Origin of the sequence: Paenilisteria rustica, assembly GCF_013820765.1 — a bacterium.
Lineage (GTDB): Bacteria > Bacillota > Bacilli > Lactobacillales > Listeriaceae > Listeria_A > Listeria_A rustica.
Genome location: NZ_JABJVM010000002.1, coordinates 1 through 22,647 on the forward strand (window position 1 = coordinate 1; position 22,647 = coordinate 22,647).

23 protein-coding genes are annotated in these 22,647 nt (G+C 42.5%); 20 read left to right on the forward strand and 3 right to left on the reverse strand.

Translation table 11 applies throughout. The annotated features are described in order from the left end of the window. The first annotated feature begins 315 nt into the window (after nt 1–315). The 10 genes from HPK16_RS01920 (at nt 316) to HPK16_RS01965 (ending at nt 7,833) form a co-directional block, all read left to right on the forward strand. Nucleotides 316–519, forward strand: coding sequence for a CsbD family protein (locus tag HPK16_RS01920; protein ID WP_181675343.1), 204 nt, complete (start codon nt 316–318; stop codon nt 517–519). Nucleotides 520–727: 208 nt separating this feature from the next. Next, nucleotides 728–1,756: an N-acetyl-gamma-glutamyl-phosphate reductase gene (gene argC, locus HPK16_RS01925; protein WP_181675344.1), complete on the forward strand. Its 1,029-nt coding sequence runs from the start codon at nt 728–730 to the stop codon at nt 1,754–1,756. 46 nt (nt 1,757–1,802) lie between these two features. After that, nucleotides 1,803–2,999 carry a bifunctional glutamate N-acetyltransferase/amino-acid acetyltransferase ArgJ gene (argJ, locus tag HPK16_RS01930; RefSeq protein WP_425487911.1) on the forward strand — a complete coding sequence of 399 codons (1,197 nt, stop codon included), beginning with the start codon at nt 1,803–1,805 and terminating at the stop codon, nt 2,997–2,999. A 16-nt stretch (nt 3,000–3,015) separates the two neighbouring features. After that, nucleotides 3,016–3,768 carry an acetylglutamate kinase gene (gene argB / locus HPK16_RS01935; RefSeq protein ID WP_181675346.1) on the forward strand — a complete coding sequence of 251 codons (753 nt, stop codon included), beginning with the start codon at nt 3,016–3,018 and terminating at the stop codon, nt 3,766–3,768. Further along, nucleotides 3,765–4,913 carry an acetylornithine transaminase gene (gene argD / locus HPK16_RS01940; protein WP_181675347.1) on the forward strand — a complete coding sequence of 383 codons (1,149 nt, stop codon included), beginning with the start codon at nt 3,765–3,767 and terminating at the stop codon, nt 4,911–4,913. The genes argB and argD overlap by 4 nt, the downstream gene beginning before the upstream one ends. Beyond that, the gene (gene argF, locus HPK16_RS01945) at nt 4,913–5,851 is read left to right on the forward strand and encodes an ornithine carbamoyltransferase (RefSeq protein ID WP_181675348.1); all 939 of its coding nucleotides are present in this window, start codon (nt 4,913–4,915) and stop codon (nt 5,849–5,851) included. The genes argD and argF overlap by 1 nt, the downstream gene beginning before the upstream one ends. A 254-nt stretch (nt 5,852–6,105) precedes the next feature. Further along, the gene (locus HPK16_RS01950; RefSeq protein WP_181675349.1) at nt 6,106–6,534 is read left to right on the forward strand and encodes a dUTP diphosphatase; all 429 of its coding nucleotides are present in this window, start codon (nt 6,106–6,108) and stop codon (nt 6,532–6,534) included. A gap of 30 nt (nt 6,535–6,564) precedes the next feature. Then, nucleotides 6,565–7,047, forward strand: a complete 483-nt coding sequence (locus tag HPK16_RS01955; protein WP_181675350.1) for a DUF4825 domain-containing protein — start codon at nt 6,565–6,567, stop codon at nt 7,045–7,047. Nucleotides 7,048–7,061: 14 nt separating this feature from the next. Then, a complete protein-coding gene (locus tag HPK16_RS01960) occupies nt 7,062–7,385 on the forward strand; it encodes an arsenic metallochaperone ArsD family protein (RefSeq protein ID WP_181675351.1) in 324 nt (107 codons plus the stop codon). Nucleotides 7,386–7,491: 106 nt separating this feature from the next. Continuing rightward, the gene (locus tag HPK16_RS01965) at nt 7,492–7,833 is read left to right on the forward strand and encodes a homing endonuclease associated repeat-containing protein (RefSeq protein ID WP_181675352.1); all 342 of its coding nucleotides are present in this window, start codon (nt 7,492–7,494) and stop codon (nt 7,831–7,833) included. 104 nt (nt 7,834–7,937) lie between these two features. On the opposite strand, the gene HPK16_RS01970 is transcribed toward HPK16_RS01965, so the two are convergent. Continuing rightward, nucleotides 7,938–8,738, reverse strand: coding sequence for an NAD kinase (locus HPK16_RS01970; RefSeq protein WP_181675353.1), 801 nt, complete (start codon nt 8,736–8,738; stop codon nt 7,938–7,940). Between the two features lie 162 nt (nt 8,739–8,900). Here HPK16_RS01970 and sppA point away from each other — a divergent pair, with 162 nt between their 5' ends. Genes sppA through tpx form a run of 4 tightly spaced genes read left to right on the forward strand, consistent with a single transcriptional unit; the run spans nt 8,901 to nt 11,905 of the window. Continuing rightward, nucleotides 8,901–9,923 carry a signal peptide peptidase SppA gene (sppA, locus tag HPK16_RS01975; RefSeq protein ID WP_181675354.1) on the forward strand — a complete coding sequence of 341 codons (1,023 nt, stop codon included), beginning with the start codon at nt 8,901–8,903 and terminating at the stop codon, nt 9,921–9,923. A gap of 13 nt (nt 9,924–9,936) precedes the next feature. Further along, nucleotides 9,937–10,455 carry an RDD family protein gene (locus tag HPK16_RS01980; RefSeq protein ID WP_246369211.1) on the forward strand — a complete coding sequence of 173 codons (519 nt, stop codon included), beginning with the start codon at nt 9,937–9,939 and terminating at the stop codon, nt 10,453–10,455. A 59-nt stretch (nt 10,456–10,514) separates the two neighbouring features. Then, on the forward strand, nt 10,515–11,372 hold the full coding sequence (locus HPK16_RS01985) for an aminoglycoside phosphotransferase family protein (protein ID WP_181675356.1): 858 nt from the start codon (nt 10,515–10,517) through the stop codon (nt 11,370–11,372). Between the two features lie 32 nt (nt 11,373–11,404). Further along, a complete protein-coding gene (gene tpx / locus HPK16_RS01990; RefSeq protein WP_181675357.1) occupies nt 11,405–11,905 on the forward strand; it encodes a thiol peroxidase in 501 nt (166 codons plus the stop codon). 54 nt (nt 11,906–11,959) lie between these two features. Here tpx and HPK16_RS01995 read toward each other — a convergent pair whose 3' ends face one another. Then, nucleotides 11,960–14,269: a glycoside hydrolase family 65 protein gene (locus tag HPK16_RS01995; RefSeq protein ID WP_181675358.1), complete on the reverse strand. Its 2,310-nt coding sequence runs from the start codon at nt 14,267–14,269 to the stop codon at nt 11,960–11,962. Between the two features lie 174 nt (nt 14,270–14,443). Between HPK16_RS01995 and HPK16_RS02000 the strand changes: the two genes are divergently transcribed. Next, a complete protein-coding gene (locus HPK16_RS02000) occupies nt 14,444–15,208 on the forward strand; it encodes a DUF1189 family protein (protein WP_181675359.1) in 765 nt (254 codons plus the stop codon). A gap of 218 nt (nt 15,209–15,426) precedes the next feature. Here HPK16_RS02000 and HPK16_RS02005 read toward each other — a convergent pair whose 3' ends face one another. Then, nucleotides 15,427–16,440, reverse strand: coding sequence for a LacI family DNA-binding transcriptional regulator (locus tag HPK16_RS02005; protein WP_181675360.1), 1,014 nt, complete (start codon nt 16,438–16,440; stop codon nt 15,427–15,429). 182 nt (nt 16,441–16,622) lie between these two features. Between HPK16_RS02005 and HPK16_RS02010 the strand changes: the two genes are divergently transcribed. From HPK16_RS02010 to HPK16_RS02030, 5 genes are all read left to right on the forward strand, one after another. Next, on the forward strand, nt 16,623–17,891 hold the full coding sequence (locus HPK16_RS02010; RefSeq protein WP_181675361.1) for an ABC transporter substrate-binding protein: 1,269 nt from the start codon (nt 16,623–16,625) through the stop codon (nt 17,889–17,891). Nucleotides 17,892–18,303: 412 nt separating this feature from the next. Beyond that, a complete protein-coding gene (locus HPK16_RS02015; protein WP_181675362.1) occupies nt 18,304–19,227 on the forward strand; it encodes a carbohydrate ABC transporter permease in 924 nt (307 codons plus the stop codon). Further along, nucleotides 19,224–20,048 carry a carbohydrate ABC transporter permease gene (locus HPK16_RS02020; protein WP_181675363.1) on the forward strand — a complete coding sequence of 275 codons (825 nt, stop codon included), beginning with the start codon at nt 19,224–19,226 and terminating at the stop codon, nt 20,046–20,048. The genes HPK16_RS02015 and HPK16_RS02020 overlap by 4 nt, the downstream gene beginning before the upstream one ends. A 233-nt stretch (nt 20,049–20,281) precedes the next feature. After that, a complete protein-coding gene (locus HPK16_RS02025; RefSeq protein WP_343064793.1) occupies nt 20,282–21,274 on the forward strand; it encodes a class I SAM-dependent methyltransferase in 993 nt (330 codons plus the stop codon). 24 nt (nt 21,275–21,298) lie between these two features. Then, nucleotides 21,299–22,492 carry an acetate kinase gene (locus tag HPK16_RS02030; RefSeq protein ID WP_181675364.1) on the forward strand — a complete coding sequence of 398 codons (1,194 nt, stop codon included), beginning with the start codon at nt 21,299–21,301 and terminating at the stop codon, nt 22,490–22,492. Nucleotides 22,493–22,647: the final 155 nt, after the last annotated feature.

Genomic DNA, 22,647 nt, shown 5'->3' on the forward strand with positions numbered 1-22,647 from the left:
AATATGAATATGGCAGGTATCCTTCTCTATGGAATGCTCGATGAGCTGGACGTTTTTATTTTCTAAACCGATGAGTTGTATGATAAAATGGTCTGGCATGGTAATATCGCTCCTTTGGATTGGGTTTGGTCACTTTTATCTTAAAGGATTTTGATATTACTGTGTATTTTTTTGTCTTGAAATAAGAACAAAAAAATGTTGAGGCAGATTAATTTCTACCCCAACATTTATTATAGAACCGGTAAAAATAAATATAGCCAAGTCAGCGCTTGTGAAAATAATCGTTGGCTTGAAATTGAAGGAGGAATGAATATTATGGTAGACGATAAAGGCAAGAAAGATCAATTAAAAGGTGACGTCAAAGAAAAGACTGGGAAATTGACTGGCGATAAAGAGAAGCAGACAGAGGGCTTTGTGGAGAAAACGAAGGGCAAAGTGAAGGAGGCCGCGTCGGATGCAAAGGACGCAGCTGAAGGCTTGAAAAAAGGTATGAAAAAGGAATCGGATAAAGAGAAATAACAGATATTAGCATGGAAAAGTCGTTCTTATGAGCGGCTTTTTTTGATGGGGTCAAACTAGTATGTGAATCGAATTTGCATAAATTCGATGATAATATACATAAAAAACGTATAAATAAGCTTAATTATTTATAAAAAACCATTTGACATTATAAATATACAGGTTTATAATAAGCTTTATCATAAAAAATAAGAAGGGTGGGAAAATCATGAAAGTTTCAATTATTGGGGCAACAGGTTATGGAGGGCTCGAATTACTTCGACTGTTGCATCAGCATCCGCAAGTCGAGATTGTATCTTTGCATAGTTTCTCCGCCCAAACGGATGATATATCGCGATTTTATCCGCATTTACATACAGTTTACCATCATGAGCTCGCCGAAATTGACGCGGTCAAAATTGCAGAGGAGAGTGAAGCTGTTTTTCTAGCAACGCCGAGTGGTGTCGCGAAGGAGGCTGCGCAGCCGTTTATCGATGTTGGGATGAAGGTCATCGATTTATCTGGGGATTTCCGGTTGACGAAGGAGAAATATGAGAAGTGGTACAACAAGGACGCTGCGCCAGATGCTTACTTGGATCAGGCGGAATATGGCTTGGCAGAATGGCGCGAGAACGTGGATACGACATTTATTTCGAACCCTGGTTGTTACGCGACGGCGACATTGCTTGGGTTAGCGCCGCTTGTGATGCATGGTAAGGTGGAGGCTGATTCAATTATTGTAGATGCGAAATCGGGCATTTCTGGGGCGGGCAAGACGCCGAGTGCGAATACGCATTTTCCGGAGACGAATGAAAACATGACGCTGTATCGGATGAATCAACATCAGCACATTCCGGAGATTATTCGGCAGTTGCGGGTGTGGGATGCGGGGATTGATGCGATCACGTTTTCGACCTCGCTTATCCCGGTGACGCGAGGTATTTTTGCAACGATCTATGTGAAGGCGAAAGGTGCGACATCGACGGATGAGTTGCTTTCGTTATACCGAGAAAGCTATGACGGGAAGCCATTTGTGCGTATTCAGGATAAGGATGTTTATCCGACGCTTAAGCAGGTGACGGCATCGAACTTTTGCGATATTGGGCTTTGTTATAATGAACGAACGAATATGATTACGATTGTTGTGGTGATCGATAATTTGGTCAAAGGGGCCGCGGGACAAGCGATTCAGAATTTGAATTTGATGGCTGGGTTTGATGAAACGGCTGGGCTTGATTTTATACCGGTTTATCCTTGATTTAGGGGGAAGTAAGATGGAAAAGGTATTAGAAAAAAAGGATTGGATAACGGTTGAAAATGGCACGATTGCAACGCCGCTTGGGTTTCACGCGGACGGGAAGCATTGTGGATTAAAGCGTAAAAAGAAGGATATCGGGATTATTTTTTCGGAGGTTCCGGCTGAATCTGCGGCGGTTTATACGATGAATCAAATGCAAGCTGCGCCAATTTTTATAACAAAGGATAGTTTGGCGGCAGACCAGACATTGCAGGCGATTGTGGTCAATAGTGGCGTGGCGAACGCGTGCACTGGGAAGCGGGGGCTGGATGATGGCTTTGCGATGCGGGCGATTACGGCGAAACATTTAGGAATCGCTGAAACAGACATAGCGGTTGCGTCCACTGGCGTTATTGGCGACTATTTACCGATGGAGAAAGTGGAAGCGGGGATTACGTCGCTAGATGCGAAATCAGGTACGAGTGGCGATTTTCATGAGGCGATTTTAACGACGGATACGGTGCAAAAAGAGCTGACATTACAAGCTGAAATTGGTGGGAAAATGATCACGATTTCAGGCGTGGCCAAGGGCTCGGGAATGATTCATCCCAATATGGCGACGATGCTTTCGTTTATTACGACAGATGCTGCAGTTCCAGCTAAACTATTGCAAAAATTGCTAAAACAAAAAGTAGATCAAACGTTCAATCAAATAACGGTGGATGGTGACACGTCAACGAATGATATGGTCGTCGTGATGGCTAATGGCTGTGCGGGAAATACCGCTTTTTCAGAAGGTACATCAGAGTTTGCCAAATTCACAAAGATGTTTTATGCCGTTTGCCAGCATTTAGCGAAAAGTATTGCGAGGGACGGTGAAGGTGCAACGAAACTCATCGAGGCGCAAGTCAAAGGCGCGACGTCAAAAGAAGATGCGAGAATGATTGCTAAGCAGATTGTATCGTCAAGCCTTGTGAAAACTGCTATGTTCGGTGAGGATGCGAATTGGGGCCGAATTATTTGCGCGATTGGCTACAGCGGCGGTCGTTTTTCACCGGATAATATCACGATTAGGATTGGTGAGACGGCAATTTTAGAAAAAAGTGAGACAGCAGCTTATGATCCGGATGTACTGGCTAATTATTTGCAAAAGGAGAATATACGTATCGAAGTGAATTTGCATAGTGGTTTGGAAGAAGGAACCGCGTGGGGATGCGATCTAAGCTATGATTATGTCAAAATAAATGCGTGTTACCGGACATAAAAAAGGGGTGAATGGGATGAGTGGCATTATTGTTGTGAAAATAGGTGGCGTCGCGGGAAGTCATCTTCATGAAAGTTTTTTCAATCAAATAAAAATGTGGCAGGCGGATGGCAAAAAAGTCGTCTTGGTTCACGGTGGCGGCGTTCAGATTAGCAAAATGATGGAGGCGTTGCAGATTCCAGTCGAAACAAAGGCGGGTTTGCGTATTACGACGAAAGAAACGCTCGCGGTTACGAAAATGGTCTTGATTGGGCAAGTGCAACCAGAAATCGTTACAGCGCTCGAGCAGCAGCAAATCTCAGCGGTTGGCTTACATGCGGGCGACGCGGGCTTGATGCAAGCGGAACAATTAACGGACGGCGAGCTCGGTTTTGTTGGGGAAATTACACATGTTAAGACGGACTTGATTGAGAGTTTAATCGCGCAACAAATTGTGCCAGTGATTGCGCCACTAGGTTTGGCGATGTTGACGCAGTGGTTAAATGTCAACGCGGATTTGGCAGCATGCGCGGTGGCGGCAGCGCTCCAAGCCGAAGAATTAATTTTGCTAACAGATGTGGCGGGGGTTCTGGATGCGGGGCAAGTAATGGCGCATATTGATACTGCCGAACTGGATGCGTTGGTCGCGACAAAAATCATCACGGGTGGCATGATTCCAAAGCTTGAAAGTGCGAAAAATGCAGTCGCACAGGGCGTTGGACAAGTGATTATTACGAACGAAATTACGACTAAAGGGACGATAATAAGCGAAGGGGTGAAGGTAGGATGAGTGATTTATTTCCAACATACACTAAATTTCCAATCGAGATTGTGGAAGGAAAAGGGACGGTTGTGAAGGATGCAAATGGGAAAGCGTATCTTGACTTCACCTCGGGCATTGCGGTTTGCAACTTGGGGCATTGCCACGAGACTGTTCTAGCCGCTGTACAGAAGCAACTCGGTCAAATTTGGCACACGTCGAATCTTTTTGAGAGCAGTATCCAAGAACAAGTTGCGACAAAATTAACGGCGGACGAGGATCGTGTTGTTTTTTTCTGTAATAGTGGTGCTGAGGCAAATGAAGCTGCGTTAAAGCTCGCAAAAAAACACACGGGTTGTGATGAGATTATTACGTTTCAGCAATCGTTTCACGGCCGAACTATTGCGACCATGACGGCGACAGGACAAGGAAAAATTCATGATGGTTTCGGTGCGTTACTTCCAGGTTTTACATACTTACCATACAATGATTTGGAAGCATTGAAAAACACAATTTCGGCAAAAACAGCGGCGGTCATGCTGGAAGTTATTCAAGGTGAAGGCGGCGTACTGCCAGCGACAAAAGCGTTTTTAGTTGGTGTTTCTGAGCTATGTGAAAAACATGGCGCGCTACTCATTATCGATGAAGTTCAAACTGGCATGGGGCGCACAGGAAAACGTTTCGCTTTTGAACATGCAGGCATAAAACCAGATATTTTCACCTTAGCAAAAGGGCTCGGAAATGGCTTGCCTGTTGGTGCAATGGTTGGTAAATCAGAGCTTGCTGCAACATTTGGACCAGGTGTTCACGGTTCGACTTTTGGCGGGAATAAGATCGCGATGGCAGCAGCGGATGCGGTTATTGACCTTGTTTTTGATGAAGTATTTCTCGCAGATGTATCGGAAAAAGGCGCCTATTTTCAAGCGTTACTTAGTGAAAAATTAGCGGGGAGCATCGTGGAGATTCGTGGTGAAGGTTTGATACTTGGAATCGAGTTAGAATCAGAGGCGGGAGTAGCAGTTAAAGCGTTGCAAGAGCTAGGCTTACTCACATTAACGGCAGGACCGAATGTGTTGCGTATTTTACCACCATTAACGGTGACAAAAGAGGAATTGGAATGCGCGGCGAATTTGATTGAATCAGTGGTTATAAAACAGGAAGTGGGGATGAAATAATGGTGTATCAAACAGAAACGACTAAAGGGAAAGATATGTTGAGTTTATTAGAATGGAGCAATGAAGAAATTGCAGAATTGGTGCAATTGGCGCTTACGATTAAGACAAATCCAGCGCATTATAGCCATACGTTGAGCGGGCAAATTTTAGGGATGATTTTTGATAAGTCATCGACGCGGACAAGGGTTTCTTTTGAGGCGGGGATTTTGCAATTAGGTGGGCAGGCGATTGTGATGTCGTCCAAGGAGCTACAAATCGGGCGTGGTGAGCCAATTAAGGACACAGCGCACGTGTTGAGTGAATATATAAACGCCGTGATGATCCGGACGTTTAGCCACGAAGGTGTGGAGGAACTTGCCGAACACGCGTCAATTCCGATTATTAATGGCTTGACGGACCTGCATCATCCGTGCCAAGCATTAGCCGATTTATTAACGATTTTTGAAGTGAAAAATACATTTGAAGGTGTAAAACTCGCGTACATCGGGGACGGGAATAATGTCTGCCATTCGCTGCTAATCGCTGCTGCAATGGTTGGCTTAGATATCTCATGCGCGATGCCGGCGGGTTATGAGCCAGATGAAGCTGTTTTAAATAAAGCCTTGGAAATCGCCGCTAAAACCGGTTCGACAATCGAGATCACGACAGATCCCGTTCTTGCTGTTTCTGAAGCTGATTTTGTGTACACAGATGTGTGGACGAGCATGGGGCAAGAGGAGGAGAATGCGAAACGTCTGGCGGATTTCGAAGGATATGCTGTGACGAGTGAACTAGTTTCGTACGCCAAATCGGACTATCATTTCCTACACTGTTTACCAGCACATCGCGAAGAAGAGGTGGCCACGGCTGTCATCGATGGTAAACAGTCACTCGTATATCAGCAAGCAGGAAATAGACTCCATGCGCAGAAAGCTTTATTAGTAATGATATTAGGTTAAAAACGGGAAGAGACTGGAACAAACGGACTATCGGGCAGCGCTTAGCCCATCTGCGGAATACGTGGAAATAACGAAGATATAAGAAGATAATCTCGGGATTGCTAGATATAGTGATACCGAGATTATTTTTTATTCTGGATTAGGCGTATATCTCCGTTACATTTAAGCTACTTTTTAGAGAAAGTGATTCCCGAATTGATATATATATGATAGGATTAGCAGTGTAGAGAATTCAGATATTGGAGTGATAGAAAATGGAGATAAAAGTAAAGTACGCGGCAGATCAGGATGCTAGAATAAATAAAATCGAGCAAGGCGATTGGATCGATTTATATGCAAATGAAGAAGTTCGCCTAGCTTCTGGTGATTATAAACTAATCGACCTTGGTGTGGCGATGGAGCTGCCTAAAGGACACGAAGCCCATGTTGTGCCGCGTTCTAGTACATATAAGCATTTTGGGATTATCCAATCAAATAGTATGGGAGTCATCGATGAGAGCTATTGTGGCGAGAATGATTTCTGGAAGTTCCCGGCGATTGCGATGCGAGATACGCTTATTGAAAAAGGTGATCGGATTTGTCAGTTTAGAATTATGGCCAAAATGCCAGAGGTTCAAATCACCGAAGTTACCACGCTTGGCAACACGGATCGAGGCGGATTTGGATCGACAGGCAAAAAATAAACTAGATGAACTGGTGGGGGAGGCTTTCCAATGATGCGTCGATATTTATCTGTAGTTATGCTCAGTGTGATGGTTCTGATGATAGCAGGTTGTGCTAACGGCAAGGAAAATAGCTCGGAGCCGACGAGCGAGGACGTTCAAGTCTTATTCGAAAAGCGTGATAGTAAAATTGGGGATAATAGCGCAGTCTCGGCAATCGTTCAGCATCTTTATTTGCGAGACTACATTCAAGAAATTCAATTGCAAACAAAGAAAAAGCCGTATGGAGTGACGGTCACTTATGAAATCCCAGATAGTGATGAAACGCCTAATTCCCCAGACATACATGAAAAAAATGCGGCCGTCCTATTTTCCTTGATTCCAAATTTAGATAGCGTTACTTTTATGTTTAATGCGGACAATTCCAGTTTAGGTGGTACTTATTACAGATCCAAAATGGGAAATGTAGTCAAAGAGAATCTAGAAGATATAAGTAAGAGCGAAGAGTCATTATCCCAATTCCTTGATAGTTAGGCGGTAGGTGGAAAATGGAGATTAGTTATTATTGCTTACAAGATAATGGTAATTTAGAACTCGAAATTTTCAAAAGCATTCACAATGATTCGTTCTCAAAAGCTTCTTTTGAGTTTACGGGCGAAGAGATAAAGACATATTTATATATAAAATCAGAATCCGAAATCCCATTTCTAAAAAACAAGTTAGTACACGCCGAGCTAGAAGAAAATGGTTCAAAGATTTTGCCTATTGTGATTGTAAATGGTACGATTGTAAGACGTGGTGGTTTGCTCAATCCAGATGAACTGTCCGAACTTTTAGGGATTGGTATTGCTATCCAGATAGATGATTGTTGAAACAACGGAAAATTTTGCGAAAACGTGAGGCTATCTAGTGACGTCAGAAAGAATCATATGGTACAATAATCCTTGTTAATACTTTAATAGCGAAAGGTTGATTAAATTGGCGGCAAAACGATATACGGATGAATATTTGATAGATGAAGTAAAGCGCATTACGAAAGTACTTGGCAGGCCCCCAATAGGCGCAGCTTCGGAGTTTCCAGGAGTTGGTGCTGCAACTAAAAGTTTTGGTTCGTGGGAGCAGTTTTTGAATGCGGCAGATTTGACGTTAGTAGCTCCTGAGGGTGAAGGAAAAGAGATGAAGGAACGCTATATTAAAGAGGCTAATGAAATCATCCGAATTTTAGGCAGAGCGCCCAAAATGACTGATTTTGATGATTATCGTGTGGTTAAATATTACTTTGGTAGTTGGCAAGAATTTAAGGATTGCTGGAATAAATAAGAATACGCGCTCTGTTCTAGAAACTTGGAATGGAGCTTTTTCACAACAAAAAAGCTTGTTCGTATTGCCAAATCAGGCGGTTACGAACAAGCTTTGTTTGGTTTTTACAAGAAGTTACGCTTCACTTTATCCCAGAATGAATTATTATGCAGTTTGATAATATTCACAAAACGATCGCCAACTTCAAGTTTAATTTCATCAACATGTTGGATGCTAAGCGCTTCGGAATCCATGCCCATAATCGGGAAATCATTCACGCCATTCGCCCGCATATCTAGGCGTAATTTACGTTTCGGACTCAAAATGAACGAGGAGCCGAGCGTACGGAAACGGTTATTATTAATCGAAGCGAGCTCGCTCACTTGCATCGACGGTAATAATGGATCCACAATCGAGCCGTTGATTGATTTATTGTAAGCCGTACTTCCGGTTGGCGTCGAAATAACCATGCCATCACCGCGGAACGTTTCAAACAGGCTGTCATTGATATACACATCGATTTGTAGCGTACGAATGATCGATGAGCGGATATTGAACTCATTTAATACATAAAAAGCTTTCGAATCATTAACCGTACCATAAATCGTCGGGTAACGGCGAACAAGCCAGCGATCTTCTGCAGCTGCCTTAATAATTTCATCGATTTGGTGTACGTGAAAATCGCAATATTGGCCAAGTTGTTCTGTTAATGCGATACCTGCATATAGACAATCGGAACGGAAACCAGTTTCACGCACGGATTTCAAGAATGCGCCGTCTCCACCAATACTAATAATCGCTGTTGCAGCTTCGAAATCATCTGTCACTTCAAAACCGTATTCTTTTGTTACTTTTTTCAGTTCATCCGCATGTTTTTGTAATTCTTCTGTTTTACGATACGAAAAGTAAAAAATTGTTTCAGCCATACTAAAACCTCCAGAGTTCTTAGTTAATTCAATCTCCACCTCATTATAACACGAATGCTCACTACTAATCTTGTAAAAAATAAGAATTTTTCAAGTTTCGCTGTAAAAAGTATCGGTTTTCCGTTATGATAGTTCTATGGTAATAAAAAAGGGGGAAATAATGTGAATGCAAAAAGATGGATTGCGATCGGGATTGTCGCCGCTTTATTAGTAGTGAGCGGGATTACGAAGATCACAAGTACGCTATTGGCAACTGATGACGAGTATGAAATGTCTTGGGTGGACTCGTTGATGGCGGAGGATACAGGCTTGACGGAGATGGTGTTAGAAGAAGGGAATCTAGATAAGCGGATTGCCGTGCTTCATATCGATGGTGCGATTCAGGATACTGGTTCTAGTGACTCACTTCTGGGTGGTAGCGAAGGTTACAGCCATTCTGCTTTTATGGATTTTCTTGAGGATATCCGCGAAGATGACTCGATAGCTGGTGTTCTCCTAAACGTGAATTCACCTGGTGGTGGCGTTGTGGAGTCCGCACAAATTCGCGATAAAATTTTACAAATTAAGAAAGAGAAAACGTTACCAGTCTATGTTTCATTCGGAAGTATGGCGGCATCTGGCGGTTATTACGTTTCCGCGCCAGCCGATAAAATCTACGCGAGTCCTGAAACGCTGACGGGTTCGATTGGTGTTATTATGCAAGGATATGATTTTAGCGAGTTGATGAAGAAAGTCGGAATTTCTGATAATACGATTAAGAGTGGGGAATTCAAGGATATTATGAGTTCGTCGCGCCCAATGACGGCGGAAGAAAAAGCGATTATGCAGTCGATGATTGATGATTCTTACGCTCAATTCGTGAAAGTTGTCGCGGAAGGTCGTCACATGACAGAAGCTGAGGTTCGCAAAATTGCAGATGGCCGGATTTACGATGGCCGACAAGCGAAGGCGAATGGTTTAATTGATGCGTTCGGATATCAAGAAGATGCCCTCAACGCTTTGGAAAAAGAGCAAGATTTGAAAGGTGCACAAGTGTTTGAATACGATACAAGCGGTGGTAGCTTAGCGTCGATATTCTCTACATCTGTCAGCCAAATCGTTGGTCAAAAAAGTGAGGCACATCAGGCATTACAGTTGATGAACATGATGGAAGCTCCGCGTCTGATGTATTTGTATGGAAAATAAAGGAGGAGTTCAAATGGAACAGGAAACGTTGCAACACACGGAGCGTCCAGTGTTTAAATATGAGCCTCCAAAAGATGAAAAAAGCGGTTTTCCAACACAATATTACGCTGGATTCTGGATTCGTTTTATGGCATATATGATTGATTTACTTGTGACGACGGCGATATCAGGGATTTTGATTAGCCCAGTTTTCCGGTTAGCTGATTGGAACATGGATGGTTCCTTTTTCGCGATTTACGGAGCGCTTTTGACACTTGTTTTTCTGGCCTATTTTATCGTGATGACGAAAATTTGGGGCCAAACGCTTGGAAAAATGATTTTTGGAATTCGCGTCGTATCGCTGAAAAAAGAGAAGTTAACATGGGGAACGGTGCTTTTTCGCGAAGGCGCTTTACGCTTTGTCACGTCGGTTGTTTGGATTTTGTACCTTGTCTGTGCATTCACACCGAAAAAGCAAGGAATTGCGGATTTGCTGGAGAGCACAGCGGTTGTACATGAAGGGTATTTGGCGTTAGATAAAGATTGGAAATAATAGGTGATGAGGACTTGCGAGCTTGGCTTGTGAGTTCTTTTTTGAAAGGAGTAGACTTGATGGAAATGAGTGTAGCGATAGACGAACTGGTAGAAAAAGGTGTCTTTATTTCGGAAATAACAACATGGCATTTTTTAAGTGGTGGCACATCTAGTCAGGTAGCGAAGGTTTGCTGCGAGGGCGACTGGGAGTATGTCGTGAAGATCAATGATAGTCGTGTTATACGCGCGGAAGCAAGGTTTTTATGTATTTATGGGGGCCTTTCCATTTTGCCAAGCCCTGTTTACGAAGCAGATGAATATGTCGTATATCCATTTTTAGAAGGCGAGACCTCGGGAATACGGCCAGAAAAGAGACAAATGCTGCAGGAATTAGTTGTAGGACTTATCAATCATTACCGTATGGCAACGCGTGGGAGTGGCTGGTACTCTGATGTTCATTGGCTCCGTTTTTTACAAAAAGAAACAATGGGAGCGAGATCAATTATTGGTAACCAATTATCCGAGGAAGATGCGCTACTGATCGTACGAATTGTTCAAAAGCAACCAATAGAGCCAGCGATGTTATTACATGGAGATTGCGGCGTTCATAATTTTCTATTTCAGGATCAACATTTAAGCGCCATCATAGATCCTATTCCAGTGGATGGTCCGCCAACATACGATCTCATTTTTGCCTTTTTCTCATCACCAGAAGATTTGACAGAGGAGACGCTTACCTATGCGCTACAATTTTTAAAAACACCTATACCAGAAGATTTTTACGGCTCAGTTTTGATTGGGGTGTATATCCGAATCGCGCGCTGTTTATTGCATCATCCGGCTGATTTGGAAAAGTATTTAGAAGCTTGGGAATACTGGAAATTGTGTTATTATAGGCAAAAAAATAGTACATTGCGGGACTCTTCGGTAGAATAGAAGGCGTAGAAGAAATCTAAGGAGGAATTCAAATGGCAGAAGTTACATTTAAGGGAAATCCGATGACATTGATTGGAAAAGAAGTAAAAGTTGGCGACACGGCGCCTGATTTCACAGTGTTGAATCAAGGTCTGGAGCCAGTCACATTAGGTGATTATGATGGTAAAGTGAAAATAATCAGTGTGATCCCGTCGATTGATACAGGTGTGTGCTCTCAGCAGACACGCAAGTTCAATGAGGACGCTTCTGGTTTAGAAAATACGGCTATACTTACCATTTCAGTGGATTTACCTTTCGCACAAAAGAAATGGTGTGCTGCTGAAGGACTTCCGAATGTCATTACCCTTTCTGATCATCGCGATCTTTCGTTTGGTGAAGCATATGGCGTTGTGATGAAGGAATTACGTTTGCTAGCTCGCTCTGTGTTCGTGGTGGATAGCAATAACAAAGTCGTTCATGCAGAATATGTTGGTGAAGGAACGAATCACCCAGATTACGAAACGGCGATTGCGAAGGCAAAAGAAGCTAAATAATAGATAAGAGCTTGTTCAAATGTCGAAATTGGCATCTTGAACAAGCTCTATTTTTTAATTTGTGGTAAATGTTGTGTTGGCTAAAATACTTATTTCAGTGCCGTTAAGCGCTAAAGCCACCGCGTTATCGGAGGTATTTGTGATAGTGGTGGATTCTTGCGTGACTTTAATTTCTAAACGCGAGCCTTTCCAGTAAATCGGGAATTGCAACGCTGTCCATTTTTCTGGTAGGTGGGGGTGGAGATATAGTTTTCCGTCAAGCATGCGAACACCGCCGAAACCGTTTACTACGACTTGCCAAATACCACCGATGGATGCGGCGTGAATACCGGCATCGCTTGATTTCATATTTGGACCAAGATCGATACGGCTTGCTTTTTCAAACATGGAGTAGGCGAGGTCTTTATCACCTAAATCAGATGCTAAAATACTATGGGTAGCTCGACTTAACGATGAATCGTGCAGTGTTTTAGGCTCATAGTAATCCCAATTAGCTTGCTTCACTTCGGGTGAAAACTCATTTTCAAGAAGATATAGGAGAATCATAACGTCGGCTTGCTTTGTAATCTGCATATCGTTTACTTGATCCAGATTGTAGTCTAGAAATAAAGCGCCAACTTGGGAGGCTTCTTTATAAGGCGCAAGGTCAATAATTTTTTTCGATAGGTAGGTGTCGTCTTGTGGAATGACTAGCTCTGTGTTCGGTTGCGGTAGATAAAGTTTTGCCGCTTTTTCCTGCCATTTTTGATAGTTGTTTGGAAGATCCCATTTAGCAGAAAGTGAGGCTAGTAATTCGGGATTTTTTTCTTGTAACAAATCATGGTAATGAATAGCTTTTTCTAGATTCCAATGGGCCATGTAATTCGTGAAGGCGTTATTATCCACATGTTCTTTATACTCGTCAGGGCCGACTACACCAGTTATTTCATATCGATTTCCCTTTTCTTCAAGCCGCGATTGCCAGAAAACGGCGGTGGCGAATAGTAGCTCGTAGCCGTGTTTTTCCATGAAGTCTTGGTCGCCTGTAAACTGGTAATATTGCCAAACAGCGAATGCGATGTCGGCTGTGATGTGTTGTTCGATGAAGCCAGACCAGATTTTTGTAGGTTCGCCTGTAATGATGTCCGCTGCCCCCCAAACTGGCGTCACTTCCCCGTCTTCAAGCCAAGCGGATTCCCATGGGAACATAGCGCCTTCGTAATTGTTATCAATTGCTTTGCGGACTGCCCCAGGAATAGATAGGGAGCGATATTCTAGAAGCTGGCGAGCAATTTTAGGGTTGGATGTTGTGAAAAAGGGCAATACAAAAATTTCGGTATCCCAAAAAGCGTGACCTTTATATCCTTCGCCAGAAAGCCCTTTGGCGCTGATGTTCATGCGATTATCATGCACTGGCGTCATACCGGTAAGATGATAAATCGCGAATCTAATAGCCAACTGATCAAAATCAACACCCTCGATTTGAATCGGATATTGCTCCCAAACTTGGCTTTCCCAAGCGTTGCGGTGTGCTTGGAATAAAGTATCGTAATCGGAGGTGGATGTGAAATTCGCAAGCGCCGTATCGACATCGATCCAATCTTTATCGCGACTTGTGTACACGCCAGATACTTTCTCGATCGTAACGGTTTCGTTCTTCTTGATTATCCCTGGTTCAAATGCTGTGAAAATTTTGCGACGGTCCATGAAAATCGTGTTTTTCGGTGTAAAGTTTATATTTTCTTTTTTGAAGGCATGCTGAGAAAAATGAACAAAATCGATGTTGGATTCTGTCGTATGCGCCTCTAGTTTCATGATTTTTTGGTCGTACAATCGCAAAACGCCTTCTTTAAAATGTTGCGTCCCAGTATTAGTCATTTGGCCGTTGATGCCTGAACGAAGCGTCAAGGTGAGATCGCTAGAAAGAGGTGTAATCGCAACTTTTTGGGCGATGATGTGTTTATTATCTAGGGATACAAAGCGGGTGAAAATAAGCTTGTATTCTGATCCGGATGGGGAGCGCCAATGGATATGACGTGATAGTTCCGCATCTTTAAGGTTTAGTGTACGATCAAAATCTAGAATGTCGCCATCTGTTAATTGGAACGTGTCTCCGTTTAGGGTGAAGATCATTTCAGTCATATCCGCAGCGTTTGGTAGTTCGGTGACTTCTTTATCGCCAAGAAATTTATTGAAGGTTCCAGCAACGAAATTACCGCGTGCTTCGTTGGCATAACGTTCTTCGGTTGTAGAGCGTAAGCCCATGTAGCCGTTTCCTAAACTAAAAACAGCCTCGACTTTGCCGAGCGCCTCTGGTTGAAATTGTGTTTCTGTTATCAACCAATTCTTTGATTTTTCTGTGCCTTTATCGTATTTTAATGACATATTCGTATCCTTTCGTATTGCAAAATAGTAAATGAATGGGTAACGCTTTCTTTAGTTCCATATTTTATACGAAACGTTTTGGTAAGTCAAATATAATTTTTATATTGATTTAATTTATATAATGGTTTAATATGATTTTTAAAGATAAATAACGTTTTGGATGTGAGTAGAAAAATGGGGATAATTGAGCAGTTTCAGCAGAGTTTATTTTTTCAGTGGAAAGCGATTGGAAAATGGAAGGCACAGAGTATTTGGAAATCATTTTTTTATTTGTTATGTTTGGTGTTGCTTTCATCTCTGATTTTGAGTTTTTCTAGCTTTTCGAAGACGTCGAAATTGGATTATGAGGGTTTATTAACGGAAATGCAACCGTTTAATTTGTCCGAGCAGGGGCTTGATTATGAAGGGGAGCCATTGATTGTGCCCATTCCGGTTTTTGATGTGACAATTACGATTGGAGATGTAACGCAGCGGGCGTCGACGGATTACGTGATCGCGTTGCAGCAAGATGGGTTTAAATTCGGAAAAAATGGCTTGATGTCGACGAATAGTACGGCGTATCGCGATTTGCCGATTTGGGGAAGTGAACAGGAATATACAAATGTGGATGTATTGAAGTTGTTGCAGGACAATGAATCACAGTTGAAACAGTTAGCATTTTTTTATCAATATGTGAAGGCGTTTTTACAGGTGCTGATTAGCGTGGTATTCATTTCGATTATTGCATGGGTATCGTTGCCATTTGGACGCAGTGCATCGGTTAGCTACAGGCGACTTTGGATGTTCGGCGCTTACGGCATGACGCTACCGCTAGCGATAAAGACAGTTTTAAAGTTAACGGGATTTTTTATTCCATATTTTGGCATGATATACTGGTTTTCAATTATTATTTTCGTATTTTTAACGGTGAATGCAATAAAGAGGAGCGCTCGCATTTAGGCGCTCCTCTCAGCGTGTCGACAAACGCCTATTTTCGTCGTTAAAAGCTCCGTTCAAGTGCTCACGTACTCCAGTACGCTCCGCGCTGGTACTCGCTTTTGCCTAGTAACTAGGCATTTTTCGACACGCTGAGGTTTGGAGAAACAGCCAGGTTTTGCGTGAAATATAGTTTTTCTACAGTCTGAGAGGAGCGCCCAAATGCGGGCGCTCCTCTTCATTTATATTCTAGGACCGCTTGATTCGCGGACAATTAATTCGTTGTGCAAAATTTGGTGATGCTCTGTAGACGTTTGGTTAATGATTTCTAAAACGAGTGTCGCCGCAGCTTTTCCGAGTTCGAATGGGTTTTGTGCAACCGTGCTAAGGGGTGGACTTACGTAGCGAGTGAGCAAAATGTTATCAAATCCGATGATGGAAAGCTCTCTGGGAACTGGGATTTGGAGTTCGCGAGCGGCTTTTAGAACGCCCAATGCCATGATGTCGCTAGCGCAGAATATCGCGGAAACATTTTGTGTGGTCAGCAAAAAATTAAGCGCAGTCTGATACGCTTTTTCTTCTTCAAAATCGCCGTAACAAAGCAGTTTTTCATCATAGTCGATACCGATTTCAGATAGGGCATCTTGGTATGCTTTGAAGCGAATGCCACTCACGTATGCCTGTTTGTGCCCATTCATGAAGGCGATTTTTCGGTGTCCAAGGCGTGACAAATATTTGATAGCCGTTTTCACACTATCCTCTTGGTCGGAAGTGACATAACCAGTCGAATCGTTTTCAATCGGAATATCTATCAGCACAGTCGGCAGTTGGCTTGCAACGGCTTCTGTTAGGTATGGATCGTCCTTTTTTAAGCCCTGAATCACAACGCCATCAAGGTTTCGTTCGCTTACGACTTGGCCGAATGTTTTGTTACGTTGCTTGGATGTTGTCGTGCTAATTAAAATCATTTCGTAGTCTATCGTTGCCACGTACTCACTTACACCACATAAAACATCGAATACAAAATTATCTTTCACGCTTTCTCTTTTTAGATCGCTTACTAGTAGGCCGATTGTTTTTGATTTCTTTGTAACGAGGCTCTGGGCAAGCATATTTGGGCTGTATTGTAACTTCTGTGCGGAGGCTCTAATAATAGCGCGAGTTTCTTCGTTCACATCGCTATAGCCATTGAGCGCGCGGGAGACAGTCGTTACCGAAAAACCAGTGTCTTTCGCAATATCTTTGATTGTTGCCAAAACGTTATACCTCCAATTCTAACTTCCTATTACCCCTATTTTAGTGGAATTCAGCTAAACTTACAACTCTAAACATCTATTTTTTAGAAAATATGCACTTGACATCCGAAACGTTTTGGAATAGAATAACGTTAAATGAATACGCTTTCTTTAAAGTTAGATAAAAAGAGGAGAGAATGGTTATGAAAAAAGTTTTGAAAACGTTTATGGTTTTAGGCGCAGTTTGTACATTATTGTTCACTGTTGCTTGTGGAAATGGGACGAAAGATGAGGCGGCAGCTGGCGAGAAGACCGTGACATTAGGTGTTTGGAAAGGTACAGAAGCTGAAAAAACAACACGAAAGAAGCTTATTGCTGATTTTGAAAAGGAATCTGGAATTAAGGTAAAAGAGAAAGTTTATAATGATTATGAAACGCAACTTCAGACGGATTTAGTTGGTGGAACAGCGCCCGACGTATTTTATGTGGAGGCATATCTTGCGCCGAGTCTGATTGAAAAAAAGGTTTTAGCTCCACTGGACGATTATATTTCGAAAACGAAAGATTTTGATACAGAGGATTTTTATAAACCTGTGTATAGTGCATTTACTGGTGACGATAAGGTGCAGTATGGTTTGCCGAAAGATTATTCTACACTTGGCATTTATTATAACGAGAAAATGTTTGCGGATGCTGGGATTGATCCGAATACGATTCCGACAACAGTAGATAAAATGGAGCCATTCTTAGAGAATTTGAAAGCGAAGTTGCCGAAAGATGTTGTTCCTAGTGCATTCACGGCCGACCTTGCTCGTCAGATGTACATCGCGCAATCTTCTGGGGAAACTATTTTAGATAAAGATGGTTATTCTAATTTGGATGATCCAAAAATTATTGCGGCATTGCAACCGCTTGTTGATTGGTATCAAAAAGGATTGATTAAACGTCCGGCTGATTTAGGCCAAGACTGGTCGGGAGATTCGTTTGGAGCTGGTAAAGCGGCAATGATGGTTGAGGGGAACTGGGCCATTGCGCATTTAGAGCAGAATTTCCCAGATGTTAAATTTGGAACGAAAGAAGTACCGACGATTGATGGTAAAAAGGGAACGATGGTGTTCACTGTAAGTTATTCAATGAATGCCGCGGCAAAGGATAAAGATGCTGCTTGGGAGTTGATGGAATATATGACCGGGAAGACTGGGATGAAAACATGGGCAGAGGGCGCTTCGGTGTTGCCATCACGCCAATCGGTAGCCAAAGAAATGAATATAGATTCGGATGCGATTTTGCAACCGTTTGTAGCTGGGGCGGAATACGCGACGGCATGGCAAGATGGTACGACACTTTCGATTGTTGCCGATCAATATAAAAACATGTTACCATCCGCGCTTAAAGGTGAGATGACACTGAAAGAAGCGATGACTAAAGCGACGGAAAGTGCGAATAATGATATAAAGACGCAGTTGAAATAGAGAAAAGCTGAGACGGCCCGTTCAGCTCCGACAAAAACTGGAGCGGCCGCAGTAAAAAGCCGTTCTTGCTTTTTGTGGAGGGCGTGAAGTTTTCGAGGAGTTGGCCGTTGAAGCTAGATCCGGAGGCGGGAAACATGATGCCGCGCATGGTAGGACGGGTTTGCCGATTTTGATATTGGTGAACTGGTGATTTGGCGTCATAATATCCACTGATGGATTACCTGTTCACTGCGTTCACATGCATATTGAGGATCTCCGATTTGTAAAGTATTTCTCGAGTTTTGCATTATTCATATTAGGTGTCATAATATCCACTGATGGATTACCTGTTCACTGCGTTCACATGCATATTGAGGATCTAATTCAGCAAGGGATGCTTCATAAGATCCTCAACAAAAAAGGAGCTTAAAAAATGAACTCAAACAAGCCTACACGCAAGGCGAAGGAGGCCGCGCAAGGTATTTCTTTCATGTTACCAACAATCATCATCATGACTGTTTTTACTCTAATACCAATTATCTATGCTTTATTCTTATCTCTGAACAAAGTCAGCCTAGTCGGTGAGTCTAGCTATCAGTTTGTCGGTCTAAAAAATTACACCAACGCGTTCCAAGACGAACGTGTCTGGATTGCGCTTAAAAACACGGTGCGTTATGTTATCATCGTCGTACCTTGCCAAACTATTTTGGCGTTGTTAATGGCGTCTTTACTTAATTCGGGGATTAAATTTCAAAATACATTCCGAACGATTTTCTTCTTACCAACATTGACATCGAGCTCGGCGTTAACAATGATATTCATGTTTTTATTCAGTTTAACTGGTCCTGTGAACAATATTTTAGTCGATTTTGGCATTCTTAGTGAACCGATTAATTTCATTAATGAAACACAATTTGCCCTAGGGACTATTATGGTTATGAATATTTGGTCGACTGTGCCGTTTTTCATGACGATTTATTTAGCTGGGTTACAGGATATTCCGAAAACGATGTACGAGGCAGCGCAAGTGGATGGTGCTAACGCTTGGAAACGCTTGACGCGGATTACGGTTCCGCAGATTGCTCCGATTACGAACTATGTCCTTTTGATGGGGATTATCGGCTGTTTTCAGCTTTTTGACCAAGCCTACATCATTTCGGGTGGGAGTGGTGGTCCGAATAACGCCACATTAACGCTTTCCCTCATTATCTATCAGTATGCGTTTAAATCGTTCGATACGATGGGATATGCTTCGGCTATCGCGATTTTGCTGACCATTATCATTTTCGTCGTGTCGATGCTCGCGAGAAAGCTGAATAAAGAGGATGTCAACGAAGATGGAGGTGAAGCATCATGAAAATGAAGCGTTTTTGGAAAATAATCACGTATACACTCTTGATTGGTTACGGTTTAGTAACGCTGTATCCATTCTTGTGGGCTGTTATGGCCTCGTTCAAACCGTATAGCGAGATCATCGGCGGTGGGCTTTCTTTACTGCCAAAAGCTCCAACTCTTGAGAATTTCAGCTACATTTTCACACGTGATCCGCTCTTTCCAAGATGGATTCTGAACTCATTTATCATCGCTATTTCAGGGACGATCTTGAACATTATTTTTAATAGTATGGCAGGATACGCTTTAGCACGGCTCAGTTTCCCTGGGAGGAAGCAGATTTTCTTGCTGATTTTAGCGGTCATCATGGTGCCGGCGCAGATTCTCTTAATTCCCAATTACTTAATCATGAAATCTATCGGCATTTTGGACACATACAACGCGTTGATTTTGCCAGGTGCGATTAATTTTGGGTATATATTCATGATGCGGCAGTTTTTCGTTAATTTCCCAAGGGAGGTGGAAGAGGCGGCGCAAATGGACGGGCTCAGCCGGACGCAGACATTTTTCCGCATTGTTTTCCCAATGGCTCAAGCGTCGATTGCCACGCAAGGCGTATTTGTGTTCCTCGGTTTGTGGAATGAATTTATGAAACCGTTACTCTACATCACATCACCAGAAAAATATACCTTGACACTTGGTTTACAGTCGTTTCAAACACAAAATGCGACTCAATGGAATTATATTATGGCGGCCTCAGTCGTCTCGATTATTCCGATTCTAATCCTATACATTGTTTTGAATAAGTACTTCATGAAGGGGGTACGCATCGGCGGGGATAAATAGTAAAAGTTTGACGGAGTGCTTCGGCGCTCTTTTTTGTTGACTCTGTTATAGTAAATACACGCTTTAGTACTATAACAACAAACAAAACACTAGGAAAATTAACGAAAATAAAGCGCTTGCTCATTTTGTTACAAATCTTGTTTTTTGATAGTGTAAAATGCTATCATCTTGACTGGAAATGCTGTATAATATTTAATTGGTGTTAGAAATGAAGGAATTCGAGGTGTTCACTTTTGACAAATGCAACAGTTGAGGAATTATTCCGCGTTCTCGATGATACAGCCATTATTATTCAGAATGAGCTCGAAATGAGTTATCTGGAGGCCGTTTATGAGACAGGAGAGAATTTATTTCAGAAAGAGGTACTTCAAAAGGATGAACTTTCTGCTGAGGCGACACTGAATCTGGAAGAGCGGTATGGTTCTGTTCAGTTGGAGGAGTTTGCAAAAGAAGATATCCGTAAGAGTTATCAACTTGCACTCTTAAAAGGTATGAAGCACGGCATTCAAGTCAATCATCAAATGACGCCGGACTCGATTGGGTTTATTATGGGTTATTTGGTAGACAAGGCTTTTGCTGGTAAGAAACAAATCCGTTTGCTTGATCCTGCGTGCGGGACAGGGAACTTAATTGCAACGATTGTTAATCAATTGGAAGGCAAATTGGAGCTCGATGCTACTGGCGTCGATGTTGATGATTTGCTCATTTCGCTTGCTTACGTCGGTGCTGATTTGGAGCGCCAACCAATCCAACTTTTACATCAAGATGGTCTGGGCAACTTGCTTGTTGATCCAGTCGATGTTGTTGTAAGCGACTTGCCGGTTGGGTACTATCCAGATGATACGCGTGCTAAAGAGTTCGAGCTAAGCCGTGATGATGGTCATTCTTTTGCGCATTTCCTATTTATTGAACAAGGTATGCGGTACACGAAAGCAGGAGGATACTTATTTTTCCTAGTACCAAGCGCCATGTTTGGAACGGAAGATTTTGCGAAAGTGGACAGGTTCATCAAAAAACATGGCCACATTCAAGGCATTCTGCAATTGCCGGAGACACTTTTTGCATCTGAGGGAGCTCGGAAAAGTATTTTGATATTGCAAAAAGGGGCAGATGATTTGCAGCCGCCAAAAGAAGTATTGCTCGCGAACCTGCCAAGTTTGACCGATCCAAGAGCGACGGCAAACGTATTGGCGAAAATTGAAGACTGGTTTAACGAAAACAAGTAGTTGAAGGGAATGGATGAAATAAACATGGAAAAAACAATTGCAATTAACGCTGGGAGCTCGTCACTAAAATTCCAACTATATGATATGCCATCAGAAACAGTTATTACGGCAGGGATCGTAGAACGTATTGGTTTGAAAGATTCGATTTTTACAATTTCTGTTGGCGATGAAAAAATTAAAGAAGTAACGGACATTCCGGATCACGAAGTTGCGGTCCAAATGTTGCTCGACAAATTAATCTCGCATAACATCATTAAATCATATGATGAAATCACAGGCGTTGGACATCGTGTTGTTCATGGCGGCGAAAAATTCACAGAATCAGTGTACATTACGGATCAAGTTATCACGGACATTGAGGCACTATCTGAACTTGCGCCACTTCATAATCCAGCGAACGTTACTGGTATCCGCGCATTCCGCAAAGTTTTACCTGATATCGTGGCCGTAGCTGTTTTTGATACAGCTTTCCATCAAACAATGCCACAATCAAGCTACCTTTACAGCTTGCCATACAACTACTATGAAGATTATGGAATTCGTAAATATGGTTTCCATGGTACGAGTCATAAATACGTGACAGAACGTGCGTCTGACTTGCTTGGTCGTCCACAAGAAGAATTGCGTTTGATCACATGTCACTTAGGAAACGGTGCAAGTATCGCTGCAATCGAAGGCGGTAAATCAATGGATACATCGATGGGCTTCACGCCGCTTGCTGGTGTTTCTATGGGAACTCGTTCTGGTAATATCGATCCTGCGCTCGTGCCATTTATTATGGAAAAAACAGGGAAGTCAGCGGAGCAAGTACTTGACGTGTTGAACAAAGAATCAGGTATGCTAGGCGTATCCGGTATTTCAAGTGACCTTCGTGATTTAGAAAGCGAAGCCGCAAAAGGAAATGATCGCGCAGAACTAGCGCTTGACGTTTTCGTTGATGGTATTCATAAATACATCGGTTCGTATGCCGCTCGTATGAACGGTGTCGATGCGATTATCTTCACAGCCGGAATTGGCGAAAACAGTTCGTATATCCGCGAGCGCGTTCTTCGTGGCCTTGAATTCATGGGCGTGTACTGGGATCCAGCTTTAAACCAAGTTCGTGGCGTAGAAGCATTCCTTAATTACCCACATTCTCCAGTTAAAGTTATCATCATCCCGACAAATGAAGAATTGATGATTGCACGTGATGTAGAAGTTATTCGCGCACAAAGATAAATCGTTTAGCAGAAAGTAGCCATCTTGAGTGAGAGATAGTTGCTTTCTGTTTTTTTGATGAGATTTTGGAGAAATAGTTAGTTATAGTTAACTTTGTGGTTGGATTTTATGATATTATACAAGAGTGAATACAAAAATTGTAAAGGCGGCAATGA